General features: G+C 67.1%; 14 protein-coding genes. 10 read left to right on the top strand and 4 right to left on the bottom strand.

All coding sequences use genetic code 11. The features are described 5' to 3' along the window. Positions 1-22: 22 nt before the first annotated feature. From ACF8NF_RS15860 to ACF8NF_RS15845, 4 genes are all read left to right on the top strand, one after another. On the top strand, positions 23-1,027 hold the full coding sequence (locus ACF8NF_RS15860; protein ID WP_074923376.1) for a tripartite tricarboxylate transporter substrate binding protein: 1,005 nt from the start codon (positions 23-25) through the stop codon (positions 1,025-1,027). 58 nt (positions 1,028-1,085) lie between these two features. After that, a complete protein-coding gene (locus ACF8NF_RS15855; RefSeq protein ID WP_126312732.1) occupies positions 1,086-2,249 on the top strand; it encodes a CoA transferase in 1,164 nt (387 codons plus the stop codon). Further along, positions 2,249-3,094, top strand: a complete 846-nt coding sequence (locus ACF8NF_RS15850; protein WP_392450837.1) for an amidohydrolase family protein — start codon at positions 2,249-2,251, stop codon at positions 3,092-3,094. The genes ACF8NF_RS15855 and ACF8NF_RS15850 overlap by 1 nt, the downstream gene beginning before the upstream one ends. Positions 3,095-3,157: 63 nt before the next feature. After that, positions 3,158-4,150 carry a tripartite tricarboxylate transporter substrate binding protein gene (locus ACF8NF_RS15845; RefSeq protein WP_016446879.1) on the top strand — a complete coding sequence of 331 codons (993 nt, stop codon included), beginning with the start codon at positions 3,158-3,160 and terminating at the stop codon, positions 4,148-4,150. A gap of 20 nt (positions 4,151-4,170) precedes the next feature. Here the strand turns inward: ACF8NF_RS15845 and ACF8NF_RS15840 are convergent, their stop codons facing one another. Then, positions 4,171-5,313: a PQQ-dependent sugar dehydrogenase gene (locus tag ACF8NF_RS15840; protein WP_046239341.1), complete on the bottom strand. Its 1,143-nt coding sequence runs from the start codon at positions 5,311-5,313 to the stop codon at positions 4,171-4,173. A gap of 275 nt (positions 5,314-5,588) precedes the next feature. Here ACF8NF_RS15840 and ACF8NF_RS15835 point away from each other — a divergent pair, with 275 nt between their 5' ends. After that, positions 5,589-6,290, top strand: coding sequence for a YebC/PmpR family DNA-binding transcriptional regulator (locus ACF8NF_RS15835; protein WP_016446881.1), 702 nt, complete (start codon positions 5,589-5,591; stop codon positions 6,288-6,290). Between the two features lie 81 nt (positions 6,291-6,371). On the opposite strand, the gene upp is transcribed toward ACF8NF_RS15835, so the two are convergent. The 3 genes from upp to ACF8NF_RS15820 all read right to left on the bottom strand — a co-directional run bounded on the left by upp (position 6,372) and on the right by ACF8NF_RS15820 (position 9,706). Beyond that, positions 6,372-7,001 carry a uracil phosphoribosyltransferase gene (gene upp, locus ACF8NF_RS15830; RefSeq protein WP_012205354.1) on the bottom strand — a complete coding sequence of 210 codons (630 nt, stop codon included), beginning with the start codon at positions 6,999-7,001 and terminating at the stop codon, positions 6,372-6,374. A 56-nt stretch (positions 7,002-7,057) separates the two neighbouring features. Continuing rightward, positions 7,058-8,035 (bottom strand): threo-3-hydroxy-L-aspartate ammonia-lyase, encoded by a 978-nt coding sequence (locus ACF8NF_RS15825; protein WP_026062217.1) that lies wholly within the window; start codon positions 8,033-8,035, stop codon positions 7,058-7,060. 147 nt (positions 8,036-8,182) lie between these two features. After that, on the bottom strand, positions 8,183-9,706 hold the full coding sequence (locus ACF8NF_RS15820) for a helicase HerA-like domain-containing protein (protein WP_203399459.1): 1,524 nt from the start codon (positions 9,704-9,706) through the stop codon (positions 8,183-8,185). Between the two features lie 78 nt (positions 9,707-9,784). Between ACF8NF_RS15820 and ACF8NF_RS15815 the strand changes: the two genes are divergently transcribed. The 5 genes from ACF8NF_RS15815 (at position 9,785) to rlmH (ending at position 14,269) form a co-directional block, all read left to right on the top strand. Then, the gene (locus tag ACF8NF_RS15815) at positions 9,785-10,504 is read left to right on the top strand and encodes a YebC/PmpR family DNA-binding transcriptional regulator (RefSeq protein WP_203399458.1); all 720 of its coding nucleotides are present in this window, start codon (positions 9,785-9,787) and stop codon (positions 10,502-10,504) included. After that, on the top strand, positions 10,501-11,784 hold the full coding sequence (gene purD / locus ACF8NF_RS15810) for a phosphoribosylamine--glycine ligase (protein ID WP_012205358.1): 1,284 nt from the start codon (positions 10,501-10,503) through the stop codon (positions 11,782-11,784). Before ACF8NF_RS15815 ends, purD begins: the two co-directional genes overlap by 4 nt. Positions 11,785-11,788: 4 nt before the next feature. Further along, a complete protein-coding gene (hemF, locus tag ACF8NF_RS15805; RefSeq protein WP_203399457.1) occupies positions 11,789-12,763 on the top strand; it encodes an oxygen-dependent coproporphyrinogen oxidase in 975 nt (324 codons plus the stop codon). A gap of 249 nt (positions 12,764-13,012) precedes the next feature. Next, complete coding sequence (gene rsfS, locus ACF8NF_RS15800; protein ID WP_016446885.1) at positions 13,013-13,780, top strand: ribosome silencing factor; 768 nt, start codon at positions 13,013-13,015, stop codon at positions 13,778-13,780. A 21-nt stretch (positions 13,781-13,801) separates the two neighbouring features. Continuing rightward, on the top strand, positions 13,802-14,269 hold the full coding sequence (gene rlmH / locus ACF8NF_RS15795) for a 23S rRNA (pseudouridine(1915)-N(3))-methyltransferase RlmH (RefSeq protein WP_012205361.1): 468 nt from the start codon (positions 13,802-13,804) through the stop codon (positions 14,267-14,269). The last annotated feature ends 6 nt before the right edge of the window (positions 14,270-14,275 follow it).

The following is a 14,275-nucleotide window of genomic DNA, read 5'->3' as shown; positions in this document are numbered from 1 at the left end:
AAACAGGACAGGAGACAAAGACATGAGCATTTCGCATTGCCGCACGCGGCGCAGGCTGGTGGCGCTGGCGGCCACGGCAACGGTGGCCACGCTGGCCGGGCTGGCTTCGCCGGGATTGATGGCGCAGGGCGCCTTCCCGTCCAAGGCCATCACCATGGTGGTTCCCTATCCGCCGGGAGGCTCCAACGATGTGTTCGCACGCCAGGTGGCCAAGGAAATGGGCGATCTGCTCAAGCAGACCGTGATCGTGGACAACCGGCCCGGTGCCAGCGGCAACACCGGCACGGCCTCGGTGGCCAAGGCGGCGGCAGACGGCTACACGCTGGTGGCGGTGTCGTCGAGCATGACCACGAATGCCGCGGTGCAGGCCAAGATGCCCTTCGATCCCGTCAAGGACCTGGCGCCCGTGGCCATGTTTGCCAAGGGCCCGCTGGTGGTGGCCGTGAACAACGAATTCCCGGCCAGGACGCCGCAGGATCTGGTGCGCGCCATCAAGGCCAGCCCGGGCCAGTTCAACTACGCCACCTCGGGCACCGGCAGCATCAACCACTTCGCGACCGAGATGATGCGCTCCATGGTGCCGGGCATGGACATCATGCATGTGCCCTACAAGGGCCAGGGTCCGGCCGTGACCGACGTGATCGGCAACCAGGTGCAGATGCTGGTCTCCAGCGGCCCGTCCATCCTGCCCATGGTGCGCAACGGCAAGCTGCGCGCCATCGGCATCACCAGTCTCAAGCCCAGCCCCATTGCGCCGGACCTGACGCCCATGGCAACAGCCATCCCGGGCTACGAATTCGATCTGTGGTGGGGGCTGCTGGCGCCTGCGGGCACGCCCGCCGACATCGTGGACCGCCTCAACCAGGCCGTGAACCAGGTGCTGGCCAAGCCGACCATCCAGGCCAGCTTCCTGCGCGAAGGCGCCATTGCCAACCCCGTGACGCCGCAGCAGTTCGCACAGGTGATCCGCAGCGACGTGGCGCGCTGGAAGCAGCTCGCCAAGGACCGCAATATCCAGGCCGATTGAACCCGGCCTTTGGCGGGAGGTGCCCCAGGCCTTCCCGCTTCCCTATCAGGAGAAACGAATGAGTTTTGTGCCCGGTGAACGCCAGGGGCCGAAAGGCCCGCTCAGCGGCGTGCGCGTGCTGGACCTGAGCGCCTATATCGCGGGACCGTATGGCTGCTCGCTGCTGGCGGACCAGGGCGCTGAGGTGATCAAGGTCGAGCCGCCCGTGGGCGACAACCTGCGCAAGTACCCGTCCACGCTGGAGGCTGAAAGCCGCGCCTTCCTGGGCGTGAACCGCAGCAAGTGGGGCATGGTGCTGGACCTGAAGGACGAGGCCGACCACGCCGTGCTGCTGCGCCTGGTGCGCGAGGCCGATGTGCTGGTCCACAACTTCCGGCCCGGCGTGCCCGAGCGGCTGGGCATCGGTTTTGCGCAGTTGGCCGCCATCAACCCACGCCTCGTCTATTGCAGCGTCACCGGCTACGGCAGCCGGGGTCCGCTCAAGGCCAAGGCGGGTTACGACCAGGTGCTGCAGACCATGACCGGGATGTGCGCCATGCAGGGCAAGGCTGGCGGGCCGCCCGAGATTCTCTACGGCTCCGTGGTGGACTACTACGCCTCGGCCCTGGTGGCGGGCGGCGTGTCGTCGGCGCTGTACGAGCGCGAGAAAAGCGGGCTGGGCCAGCATGTGGGCGTGTCCCTGCTGCGCGCGGCACTGACCATGCAGTCCGCACGCATGGTCTGGGCCGAGGGCGAGCCGCGCGAGGTGGGGCGCGACATGCGCTCCGGCGGCATCACGGGCATCCACCCGACGCGCGAAGGTTATCTCTACATCTCGGCCAATACCGCGCATTTCTGGGAGGCGCTGTGCCGCAAGCTGGGGCTGCCCGAGCTGGCCGGTGACGAGCGCTACGACTCCGTGCGCAAGCGCGCCCAGCACCGCGACGTGCTGGTGCCCCTGCTGCGCCAGGCGTTGGCGGGGCGCAGCGCGCTGGAATGGGAGGCCTTGTTCGGTGAGGAAGTGCCCTGCGCGGCGGCCCGCACGGTGGAAGACATGTTCGACGACCCGCAGGTGCAGGCCGAAGGCATGGTCACCCGCTTCGAGCACCCGACCCTGGGCAGCTACCGGGGCTTTGCCGGCGCCGTGGAGTTCGACCGCACGCCCGGCCCGCCGGCCTTTGCCGCGCCCACGCTGGGCCAGCATACCGAGGCGCTGAAGGCCGCCGCGCAAGAGAGCCGCTGATGCACGCACTGCCCGCTGGCGCCTGCGACGCCCATCTGCACGTCTTCGATCCGCGTTTTGATACGCGTTTTTGGGCCGAGGCTCCGCAGGCCATGCGCGCCCATGCCACGGCTGCCGACTATGCGCAGCTGCGCGGCGCCATGGGGCTGGAGCGCGCCGTCATCGTCCAGCCGCGTGCGCATGGCACGGACAACCGGGCCACGCTGCACGCCATCCAGTCGCTGGGCGCTGCAAGCACGCGTGGCATTGCCGTAGTGCACCCCGAGAGCACCGACGCCCAGCTGCAGGCGCTGCATGACGGCGGCATTCGCGGCATCCGCTTTTCGCTGCACACCGAGCACGATGCAGCCGTGCGGCTGGACATGCTGGAGCCGTTGGCCGAGCGCATTGCCCCGCTGGGCTGGCATGTGCAGCTGCACTGGCTGGCCAACCAGATCGCGGCCCATGCGGCGCTGCTGCAGCGGCTGCCATGCACCCTGGTGTTCGACCACATGGCGCGGCTGGCTGACAGCACTGACGGCGCAGGCGTGCACCAGCCCGCCTTCGGTGTGGTCCGTGGGCTGGTGCAGCAGGGCAGGGCCTGGGTCAAGCTCTCGGGCCCGTATCTGAACAGCCGGGCGGGCCTGGCCGCAGGCTATGCCGATTGCGACGCGCTGGCGCAGGCCTGGGTGGCCGAGGCCCCGCAGCGCCTGGTCTGGGGCAGCGACTGGCCCCATGTCACCGAAGCTGCCCATCCGCCGCAGACCCCGATGCTGCTGGCGCTGCTGTCACGCTGGATTCCCGATGCGGCGCTGCGCGCCCGCGTGCTGGTGGACAACGCCGCCGAGCTGTACGGATTCGATTGAGGGCGCGGGGCACGCAAGCCTCGCAGCCCAGGTTTTCACCATGGAGCAACAGGAGACAGAAACGTGAAGAAGATCAAGACATTGCGGCCCGCCATGACGGTGCTGGCCTTGGGGTTGGGCCTGGGACTGGGACTTTTCCAGGGCACGCTGCATGCGGCCGACTATCCGGCCGCGCAGGCCATCACGGTCGTCGTGCCGTTCTCGGCCGGCGGCGGTGCGGACAATGCGGCGCGCATCATCGCCAAGGCGCTGGGCGAGGTCTCGGGCCAGACCGTGGTGGTGGACAACAAGGCCGGCGCCAGCGGCGCCATTGGTGCCGCCCTCGTGGCGCGTGCCAAGGCCGATGGCTATACGGTGCTGTATGACGCATCGTCCTTCGCCATCAACCCCGCGTTGCGCAAGCTGCCCTATGACCCGGCCAAGGACTTCATTGCCGTGTCCCAGGCCATCAGCGTGCCCAACATCCTCGTGGCGGCGCCGTCCTCGCCCTACAACAGCCTGGCCGACTTCATGAATGCCGCGCGGCAAAAGCCCGGCAGGCTCACCTATGCCTCCTACGGCCCGGGCAGCCTGGCCCAGATGGCGACGGAACTGCTCAAGGCAGACGCCAAGTTCGATGCCGTCCACGTTCCCTACAAGGGCGGGGCGCCCGCCATCGTCGATGTCATGGGCGGCCAGGTCGATGTGTACTTTGCCAACGCCGCCTCCAGCATCAACTATGTCAAGGGCGGCAAGCTCAAGGCGCTGGCCGTGTCCTCGGCCAAGCGCATGCCGGACCTGCCCGACGTGCCCACGGTGGCGGAAAGCGGCATCAAGGGCTTCGAGGTGACGGAGTGGAACGGCTTCTTCCTGCCCGCAGGCACCGCGCCCGAGACCGTGCAGAAGCTGCAGGACCTGGTGCAAAAGGCCCTGGCCCTGCCGGCCACGCGCGCCAGCCTGGAGAAACTGGGCCTGACGCCCGTGGGCAGCTCCTCCGCAGCCTTCACGGGCTTCGTGGCCGCCGAGCGCAAGCGCTGGGATGCCGTGGTCAAGGCCAACGGCATCACCGTGCAGTGAGCCGCCGCGCGTGACGGGACTCAGGGCGTGGCGGTGACGCGCAGCAACTGCCCGCCCTGGGCGTCCGTCAGCAGGTAAAGCCAGCCGTCCGGTCCCTGGCGCACATCGCGCACGCGCTGGCCCAGGCGCGGCAGCACCTGCTCGCTGGCCGTCACCTTCCCGGACCTGATCGTCAGGCGCTCCAGCCGCTGGAACTTGAGCGAGCCCACGACCAGCGATCCCTTCCATTGCGCCCCATACCGGTCACTGGTCACAAAGGCCATGCCTGAGGGGGCGATCGACGGCACCCAGTAGTGCAGCGGCTGCTCCATGCCCTCCTTGCGCGTGATGCCGGCGCCGATCTTGCCGCCGCCATAGTTCTCGCCGTAGGTGATCACGGGCCAGCCGTAGTTCTTGCCGGGCTCGGGCCGGTTGACCTCGTCGCCGCCCTGCGGGCCGTGCTCATGCATCCACAGGCTGCCATCGGGCGCCAGCGCCGCGCCCTGGGCGTTGCGGTGGCCGTAGCTCCAGATCTCGGGCCAGGCATCCGCGCGGCCGACAAAGGGGTTGTCCCTGGGCACGCTGCCGTCCTTGGCAATGCGCACGATCTTGCCCAGGTGGCTTTGCAGGTTCTGGGCCTCTTCCTTGTAGCGCGAGCGCTCGCCCAGCGCCAGGAACAGCGTGCCATCGCTCTTGCCGTCCACCCTGCGCTCCACGATGCGGCAGCCGAAATGCAATGCGCTCGCGTACCTGGGGCGCTGCGAGAACAGCACTTTCACCTGCTCCAGCCGGCTGGCATCGTCGGACAGCCGGGCGCTGGCCAGCGCCGTGCTGTTCTTGCCGCTGTCGGCGCCGCTGCCGGGCTCGGAGTAGCAGAAGTACAGCTGGCGGTTGCGCGCGAAGTCGCTGTCCAGCACCACGTCCAGCAGGCCGCCCTGGCCTGCGGCCTCCACGGCCGGAAGGCCCGCCAGGGGAGCGCCCAGCCTTCCGTCGCCCTGCACGATGCGCATGCGGCCCGGCCGCTCGGTCACCAGGTAGCGCCCATCCGGCAGGAAAGCCATGGCCCAGGGGTGCTCCAGGCCTTCGGCGACGATTTCTGTGGAGAGGTTGGGGCTGGCGGCCCACAGTGCGCCGGACAGGCCCAGGGTGCTGATGGCGAGGGCGGCGGATAGGGATGGCGGCATGCCGATGCTCCTGTGATGAGGGGACAAGACGGGAAGCCGGATGCACCGCCGTTGACGTCGGCGGCGGTGCAGCGCAGGCAGGGGGCTTCGCACAAGCCAGCATCATGCACGACGCCACCAGAGCCTGCGGCGACCTGTCAACCACTGTGCAAAAAGCCCGCGCAGCCACTTGCGCGGGTGTATAAACAGCGCTCTTTCGGCGCCGGGCCGGGTCCCTGCGGGGGCGGGCGGCGGCGCCTCCTACCCACCAGAGAATCCGCAAGGGAAAAGCAGCCATGGGCGCGCAATGGAAAGCAAAGGGCAAGGCGCTGGTCGCCGACGCCAAGGGAAAGCTGTTTGGCAAGCTTGTCAAGGAAATCATCGTCGCGGCGCGCGCCGGCGCCGATCCGGCAGGCAACTCGCGCCTGCGCATGGCGGTGGAAGCCGCACGCAAGGCCTCCATGCCCAAGGACACGCTCGAGCGTGCCATCAAGAAGGGCTCGGGCGTGGGTGCCGATGCCGTCAACTACGAGCGCGTGGTCTATGAAGGCTACGGCCCCAACCGCGTGCCGGTGATGATCGAGTGCCTGACCGACAACGTGAACCGCACGGCGCCCAACATGCGCGTGTGCTTTCGCAAGGGCCAGATGACGGCCGTGGCCTGGGACTTCGACCATGTGGGCATGATCGAAGGCGAGCCCGAAGGCGGCGCCGATGCCGAACTGGCCGCCATCGAGGCCGGTGCACAGGACTTCGAGCCCGGCGAGGAAGAGGGCACGACGCTGTTCATCACCGACCCCACCGACCTCGATACCGTGAGCAAGGCGCTGCCGGCCCAGGGCTTCAAGGTGCTGTCGGCCAAGCTGGGCTACAAGGCCAAGACGCCGGTCAGCATGGCCAGCCTGTCGGCTGAGCAGCAGGAGGAAGTGCAGGACTTCCTGGCCGGCATCGAGAACGACGATGACGTGCAGAACGTCTACGCGGGCCTGGTGGATTGATGACGCTGTCCCCGCTGCCAAGCAAAAAAGCCGCACATCGTGCGGCTTTTTTGTGGGTGCAGGCGCCCAGCGCCCGGCGGCTCACTTGGTGCCGAAGATTCGGTCGCCCGCGTCGCCCAGGCCCGGCAGGATGTAGCCGTGGGCGTCCAGCTGGCGGTCCACGGCGGCCGTGTAGATGTCCACGTCGGGATGGGCCTTCTGCATGGTGGCCACGCCTTCGGGCGCTGCCAGCAGGCACATGAACTTGATGGACTTCGGGTTCAGCTGCTTCAGGCGCGCCACGGCGGCGGCGGCCGAATTGCCCGTGGCCAGCATGGGATCGACGACCAGCACGTCGCGCTCTTCCATCTCGGAGGGCATCTTGAAGTAGTACTCGACGGGCTGCAGCGTCTCGGGGTCGCGGTACAGGCCGATGTGGCCAATGCGCGCGCCGGGCACGACGTTGAGCATGCCGTCGAGGAAACCGTTGCCGGCGCGCAGGATGGACACCAGCACCAGCTTCTTGCCGTCGATGACCTTGCCGGTCATGGTCTCCAGCGGGGTCTCGATCTCGATGTCCTGCAGCGGCATGTCGCGCGTGATCTCGTAGGCCATCAGCGTGGACAGCTCGCCCAGCATGCGGCGAAAGCTGTTGGTGCTGGCTTCCTTGCGGCGCATCAGCGTGAGCTTGTGTTGGACCAGCGGGTGGTCGATCAGGTGCAGAGTACTCATGGTTTTCTTCTGGAAAAAAGGGCGCCGGTATTTTGGGGCCGGCGCCAGGGGTCGGTTCAGTCGTGCAGAAAGCGCGCGTAGCGCGCCAGGTCCACATTGCCGCCGCTGATGAGAATGCCCACGCGTGCGCCCGACAGCGCAACCCCGCCATGCAGGGCGCCCGCCAGCGAGAGCGCTCCCGTGGGTTCGACCACGATTTTCTTGCGTTCCGCGTAAAAGCGCATGGCCTGCACCAGATGCTCGTCCGCCACGGCCAGGATATCTTCGACATGCTCGCGGATGATGGCGAATGTGATATCGCCGATGGACTGGGTCTGCGCGCCGTCGGCAATGGTGTGGGGCGTGGGGATCTGCACGATCCGGCCTGCGCGCAGCGACTGGCGGGCATCGTCGCCGGCCTGGGGCTCGACGCCGTAGACCTTGCAGCGCGGAGAGAGCTGTCCGGCTGCCAGCAGGCTGCCCGACAGCAGGCCGCCGCCGCCCAGGCAGACGAACAGGTAGTCCAGATCGGGCACCTCCTCGAACAATTCCTTGGCCGCCGTGCCCTGGCCGGCAATCACGTCGCGGTGGTTGAACGGCGGGATCAGCGTCATGCCGCGCTCGTCGGCCAGGCGCCGGGAGATGGCTTCGCGGTCCTCGGTGAAGCGGTCATAGGTCACCACCTGGGCACCGTACGAGCGCGTGGCCGCCATCTTGGAGGCAGGCGCATCCTCGGGCATGACGATGAGCGCGGGCATGTCCAGCATCTGCGCGGCCAGTGCCACGGCCTGGGCATGGTTGCCCGAAGAGAAGGCCAGGGCGCCGCGCTTGCGCTGCTCGGGGGTGAACTGCGACAGCGCGTTGTAGGCGCCGCGTATCTTGAAGGCACCCGTGCGCTGCAGGTTCTCGCACTTGAAGAACAGCTGGGCGCCCAGCAGCTCGTCGGCGGTGCGGCTGCGCAGTATGGGGGTGCGGTGGGCCACGCCCTCCAGCCGGCCGGCTGCGGCGGCAACGTCGTCATAGGTGGGCAGCGAGGGAGGGCTGTTCGTCGTCATGGCGTGCGGTTCCGCAAAGTGGATGGAGGCGGTTTCGATCATAGCCGCATGCGCAGGCTTTCAGCGCCCTGAAATGCGCCAGCCGTTGCATGGCAACGGCTGGGTGCTATGGTGTTTGATGCGGCGCAGTGCCGGTGCGCCAGCGCTTCAGCGCTTCTTGTTGCCCAGGATGCCGCCGAGCACGCCGCGCAGGATTTCCTTGCCCAGCGAATTGCCCATGGTGCGCATGGTGGACTTGGCCATGGTCTGAACCAGGCCGTCGTGCTTGCCTCCGCGCGGGCCTGTGGTGCCGAACAGAAGGTCCTTGAGCCCGTCCATCATGGCGCCGCCGCCTTCGCTGGCGGCGGGTGCGGCTCCGGCAGGGCTTGCCTGCGAGGCCCCGTCGCCGGATGCTGCCGTGCGTCCGCGCAGCACTTCGTAGGCCGATTCGCGGTCCACCGCCTTTTCATAGACACCTGCCACCAGCGATTGCGCCAGCAAGACCTTGCGCTGCTCCTCGCTGATCGGACCGATCTGGCTGCCCGGTGGAATGACATAGGCGCGTTCGGTGATGCCGGGGCGGCCCTTTTCATCGAGGAAGCTCACCAGGGCCTCGCCCACGGCCAGCTCCGTGATGGCGGCCTCGATGTCCAGCCCCGGCTTGGGCCGCATCGTGGTGGCCGTGGCCTTGACGGCCTTCTGGTCGCGCGGCGTGAAGGCGCGCAGTGCATGCTGCACGCGATTGCCCAGCTGGGCCAGCACGGTGTCGGGCACGTCCATCGGGTTTTGCGTGACGAAATACACGCCCACGCCCTTGGAGCGCACCAGGCGCACCACCAGCTCGATGCGTTCGAGCAGCACCTTGGGCGCATCGTTGAACAGCAGGTGGGCCTCGTCGAAGAAGAAGACCAGCTTGGGCTTGTCGGGGTCGCCGATCTCGGGCAGGCGCTCGAACAGCTCGGACAGCATCCACAGCAGGAAGGTGGAGTACAGGCGCGGCGAATTCATCAGCTTCTCGGCCGCCAGGATGTTGACCACGCCCTTGCCGCCCGCATCGGTCTGCATCAGGTCGTTGATGTCGAGCATGGGCTCGCCAAAGAATTTGTCGCCGCCCTGCGACTCGATGGCCACCAGTCCGCGCTGTATGGCCCCCACGCTGGCGGCACTGATGTTGCCGTACTCGGTGGTGAACTGCTTGGCGTTGTCGCCCACGTGCTGGAGCATGGACCGCAGGTCCTTGAGGTCCAGCAGCAGCAGTCCGTTGTCGTCGGCAATCTTGAAGACCAGGTTGAGCACGCCCATCTGCGTGTCGTTCAGGGCCAGCATGCGCCCGATCAGCAGCGGCCCCATGTCCGAAACCGTGGCGCGCACCGGATGGCCCAGCTCGCCGAACACGTCCCACAGCGTGGTGGGGCAGGCCAGGGGCTGGGGAATCTCGATGCCGCGCTCCTGCAGCGAAGCCGCCATCTTGGCGCCGGTGCTGCCGCTTTGGCTGATGCCCGACAGGTCGCCCTTGATGTCGGCCATGAACACCGGCACGCCGATTTCGGAGAAGCCTTCCGCCATTTTCTGCAGCGTCACGGTCTTTCCGGTGCCCGTGGCGCCGGTGATCAGGCCATGTCGATTGGCCAGTGCGGGCAGCAGCAGGCATTCTGTGGCAGAGTGGCGGGCGATCAGAAGTGGAGCGGCCATTTCGGGTTTCCTCGGGGGAGCATGCGGTCAAAAGTAAAATCCCAGCCGCAAGGTTAAATCAATATCAAAGGACAGCCTGTGGCAGGACACAGTAAATGGGCCAATATCCAGCACCGCAAAGGCCGCCAGGACGAAAAGCGCGGCAAGGTCTGGACTCGCATCATCCGTGAAATCATGGTGGCGGCACGCACGGGAGGGGGCGATCTCAGCGCCAACCCGCGCCTGCGCCTGGCGGTGGAAAAGGCCAAGGCGGCCAACATGCCGGCCGACAACATCAAGCGCAACATCGACAAGGCCACGGGCAATCTCGAAGGCGTGACCTATGAGGAAATCCGCTACGAAGGCTACGGCATTGGCGGCGCGGCCATCATCGTGGACACCATGACCGACAATCGCGTGCGCACTGTGGCGGATGTGCGTCATGCCTTCAGCAAGTACGGTGGCAACATGGGCACGGAGGGTTCCGTGTCCTTCCAGTTCAAGCATGTCGGACAACTGATCTTCGCTCCCGGAAGCGACGAGGACCAGATCATGGGAGTGGCGCTGGAGGCCGGTGCCGAGGACGTGATCACCGATGATGAGGGGGCCATCGAGGTGCTGACCGCACCCGCCGAGTTCGAAACCGTGCGCGACGCGCTGCAGGCCAAGGGCCTGACGCCGGAGGTGGCTGAAGTCACCATGCGCCCGGAAAACACCATCGCCCTGCAAGGCGATGACGCAGCCCGCATGCAAAAGCTGCTGGACATGATCGAAGACCTGGATGACGTACAGGACGTCTACCACAACGCTGAACTATGAAAATTCTTGTGATTGGTGGCGGAGGCCGCGAGCACGCCCTGGCGTGGAAACTGGCTGAATCGCCGAAATCGACCAAGGTCTATGTGGCCCCCGGCAACGGTGGCACGGGCTTGGCCGGCGGCAAGGTGGAGAACCTCAACATCACCGACCCGCAGGCGCTGCGCGAGTGGGCGCAGGCCGAGAAGGTCGCGCTGACCGTGGTCGGCCCCGAGGCTCCGCTGGCTGCCGGCGTGGTCGATGAGTTCCGCGCCCACGGCCTGCGCATCTTCGGCCCCTCCAAGGCGGCCGCCCAGCTGGAAAGCTCCAAGGCGTTTTCCAAGGACTTCATGGCGCGCCACGGCATCCCCACGGCGCTCTACGAGACTTTCACCGACCCGGTTGCTGCCCACGCCTATGTGGATCGCCTGGGTGCGCCTATCGTGGTCAAGGCCGACGGCTTGGCCGCAGGCAAGGGCGTGGTCGTTGCGACCACGCTGCAGGAAGCCCACGACGCCGTGGACTTCATGCTCGTGGACAACAAGTACGGCGTGGCCCACAACGACGGCGGCGCCCGCGTGGTGATCGAGGAATTCCTCGCCGGCGAGGAAGCCAGCTTCATCGTGCTGTGCGACGGCAAGAACGTCCTGGCCCTGGCGACCAGCCAGGACCACAAGCGCCTGAAGGACGGCGACCAGGGCCCGAACACGGGCGGCATGGGCGCCTACTCGCCCGCGCCCGTGGTCACGGCCGACGTGCATGCCCGCGCCATGCGCGAGATCATCCTGCCGACCATCCGCGGCATGGAAAAGGACGGCATTCCCTACACCGGCTTCCTGTATGCGGGCCTGATGATCGATGCATCCGGCCATCCCAAGACGCTGGAGTTCAACTGCCGCATGGGCGACCCCGAGACCCAGCCCATCATGATGCGTCTCAAGAGCGATCTGGTGGACGTCATGCTGGCGGCCACCGATGCCAAGCTCGACCAGGTCGAGCTGCAATGGGACCGCCGCACGGCGCTGGGCGTGGTCATGGCCGCAGCAGGCTACCCCGAGGACCCGCGCAAGGGCGATGCCATCAGCGGGCTGCCGCAGGACGCCGCCGATGCCATGGTCTTCCATGCCGGCACCCAGCTCAAGGACGGTGTGCCCGTCACCAGCGGTGGCCGCGTACTGTGCGTCACCGTGCTGGCCGACAGCGTCAAGCAGGCCCAGCAAAAGGTCTATGACGTGGCGCGTGGCATCCATTTCGATGGTGCCCAGTACCGCCGCGACATCGGCTTCCGTGCCGTGAAGAACTGAGTCCATGGCAGAGCAATCGACCGGGCAGGCGCTGCCCGTGGCCCTGGTGCGCGAGTACCTGACGGGCCTGCAGGCCCGCATCACGCAGGCGCTGGAACAGGTGGAAGGCGAGGGCGGTGCACGCTTTCTGTCCGACGCCTGGAGCAAGGGCCCCGGCGAGCGCCTGCAGGGCGATGGCATCACCCGCATCATGGAAGGCGGCCGCGTGTTCGAGCGCGCGGGCTGCGGCTTCTCGCATGTGCGCGGGCCGCAGCTGCCGCCCTCGGCCACGCAGCACCGGCCTGAGCTGGCCGGTGCGCCGTTCGAGGCCATGGGCGTGTCCCTGGTCTTCCATCCGCGCAATCCTTTTGTGCCTACGGTGCACATGAATGTGCGAATGATTGCGGCCGGCTCAGGTGCAGCCGGCTCAGGTGCGGCAGGGCAGCCGGGCAACGAACCCACCTGCTGGTTCGGCGGCGGCATGGACCTGACGCCGGTCTACGGCTTCGAGGAAGATGCACAGCACTTTCACCGCGTCTGCCGCGATGCGCTGGCGCCTTTTGGCGACACGCTCTACCCGCGCTTCAAGACCTGGTGCGACGAGTACTTCCGCCTGAAGCACCGCAACGAGCAGCGCGGCATCGGCGGCATCTTCTTCGACGACTTCTCGGAACTGGGCCAGGCGCGCAGTTTCGACATGCTGCGTTCGGTGGGCGATGCCTTTCTGGAGTCCTACCTTCCCATCGTCGAGCGCCGCCAGGCCATGGACTACGGGCAGCAGCAGGTCGATTTCCAGCGCTACCGCCGCGGCCGCTATGTGGAGTTCAACCTGGTCTGGGACCGGGGCACGCACTTCGGCCTGCAGTCCGGCGGGCGTACGGAGTCCATCTTGCTGTCCATGCCACCGCATGCGAGCTGGAGCTACCAGCGCGAGGACGCGCCCGGCACCCCCGAGCGCGCTTTGCTGGAGCAATTCCTGGTGCCCCGCGACTGGCTTTGAGCCCGAGAGCCGCCCTCCCGAGCGGCGTGGCGAAATCCGCGCGTGCAAGGGAATAGGCGGCAAAACTATAATTTCAATAGCTTGAGGCGCAGCGTTGGCTGCGTTCTCCACTTTCTTCGGCGCGAAATCTTCCGGCGATCTGTGGGCGAACTCCATGCATTTTGGAGCGCCGCTACAGCCCAGCCCTCTACGGGCCGCACGGCGCTCGCGCTATATTGATCCCATTCCTATTCCATTGATCACCGCCTGATGACCACTTCCACCAAATCGGATTCCGCAGCCAAGCGCGACGTGACCAAGCTGCAACGCGCCATTGTTGACGGCCTCGAAAACGTCAAGGCCCAAGACATCCAGGTCTTCAATACCGAAAAGCTCTCGCCGCTGTTCGAGCGCGTGATCGTGGCTGCGGGCACCTCCAACCGCCAGACCAAGGCGCTGGCCTCCAGCGTGCGCGACGCCGTCAAGCAGGCCGGTTTCCCCGTGCCGCGCCAGGAAGGCGAAGAAAACGGCGAGTGGATCATCGTGGACTGCGGCCAGGCCGTGGTCCATGTCATGCAGCCGGCCATCCGCCAGTACTACCGCCTGGAAGAGATCTGGGGCGAGACGCCTGTACGCCTGAAGCTGGGCGCTCCCAAGCCCACGCGCTCGGCTGCCACCGACAAGGCGGAAGAAAAGGCCAAGAAGGCTGCAACCAAGAAGGCGGCGGCAACCGCTGCCAAGCCTGCAGCCAAGAAGGCCGCTTCTGGCGCAGCCTCCGCCGCCGCCAAGAAGCCCGCTGCCAAGAAGGCGGCCCCTGCCAAGGCCGCTGCACCCCGTTCCGCAGCGGCAAAGCCGGCCGCCGCAAAGTCGGCTGCTGTGAAGTCGGCCGCAGCCAAGTCGCCGGCCGGCAAGACGGCGGCGCCCAAGGCCATCAAGACCGTGGTGGTCAACCGCGCCCCCGCCAAGGCCAAGGCTGGCGCCGCTGCCAAGCCTGTCGCCAAGCCGGCAGCCAAGCGCGCTCCCCGCGCCAAGGCCTGAGCGGTTCAGGGCTGACGCTGCATGAAGCTGTTGATCGTGGCCGTGGGCCAGCATGTGCCCGACTGGGCGCAGACAGCCTACGACGACTACGCAAAGCGTTTTCCTCCGGAACTCAAGGTGGAGCTCAAGGCCGTCAAGACGGAGCCACGCGGCTCCAAGACGGTCGAGACCCTGTACGCGGCCGAGCGCAAGCGCATCGAGGCCGCCATTCCGCGCGGCACGCGCATCGTCGTGCTCGATGAGCGCGGCACCAATCTGACGACCAAGGCCCTGGCCCAGCGCCTGCAGGGCTGGCAGCTGGAGGGCGATGACGTGGCCCTCATCATCGGAGGCCCGGACGGTCTGGACCCCGCCTTCAGGCAGGCCGCACACGAGCGCATACGCCTGTCGGACCTGACCCTGCCGCATGCCATGGTGCGGGTGCTCCTTATCGAGCAGCTGTACCGTGCCTGGTCGGTCAACGCCGGCCATCCCTACCACCGGGAATAGCGGCAG

The organism is Delftia sp. WSY_22 (genome assembly GCF_043104185.1).
In the GTDB taxonomy this organism is placed as follows: Bacteria; Pseudomonadota; Gammaproteobacteria; order Burkholderiales; family Burkholderiaceae_C; genus Comamonas; species Comamonas tsuruhatensis.
This window is presented reverse-complemented; position numbering and strand designations above follow the sequence as displayed.

Excerpts from the sequence above, each read along its gene's own strand:
- rlmH (WP_012205361.1), top strand. The coding sequence starts at position 13,802 with ATGAAGCTGTTGATCGTGGCCGTGGGCCAGCATGTGCCCGACTGGGCG.
- ACF8NF_RS15850 (WP_392450837.1), top strand. The coding sequence starts at position 2,249 with ATGCACGCACTGCCCGCTGGCGCCTGCGACGCCCATCTGCACGTCTTC.
- ACF8NF_RS15855 (WP_126312732.1), top strand. The coding sequence starts at position 1,086 with ATGAGTTTTGTGCCCGGTGAACGCCAGGGGCCGAAAGGCCCGCTCAGC.
- rsfS (WP_016446885.1), top strand. The coding sequence starts at position 13,013 with ATGACCACTTCCACCAAATCGGATTCCGCAGCCAAGCGCGACGTGACC.
- ACF8NF_RS15835 (WP_016446881.1), top strand. The coding sequence starts at position 5,589 with ATGGGCGCGCAATGGAAAGCAAAGGGCAAGGCGCTGGTCGCCGACGCC.
- ACF8NF_RS15860 (WP_074923376.1), top strand. The coding sequence starts at position 23 with ATGAGCATTTCGCATTGCCGCACGCGGCGCAGGCTGGTGGCGCTGGCG.
- hemF (WP_203399457.1), top strand. The coding sequence starts at position 11,789 with ATGGCAGAGCAATCGACCGGGCAGGCGCTGCCCGTGGCCCTGGTGCGC.
- ACF8NF_RS15820 (WP_203399459.1), bottom strand. The coding sequence starts at position 9,706 with ATGGCCGCTCCACTTCTGATCGCCCGCCACTCTGCCACAGAATGCCTG.
- ACF8NF_RS15840 (WP_046239341.1), bottom strand. The coding sequence starts at position 5,313 with ATGCCGCCATCCCTATCCGCCGCCCTCGCCATCAGCACCCTGGGCCTG.
- upp (WP_012205354.1), bottom strand. The coding sequence starts at position 7,001 with ATGAGTACTCTGCACCTGATCGACCACCCGCTGGTCCAACACAAGCTC.
- purD (WP_012205358.1), top strand. The coding sequence starts at position 10,501 with ATGAAAATTCTTGTGATTGGTGGCGGAGGCCGCGAGCACGCCCTGGCG.
- ACF8NF_RS15825 (WP_026062217.1), bottom strand. The coding sequence starts at position 8,035 with ATGACGACGAACAGCCCTCCCTCGCTGCCCACCTATGACGACGTTGCC.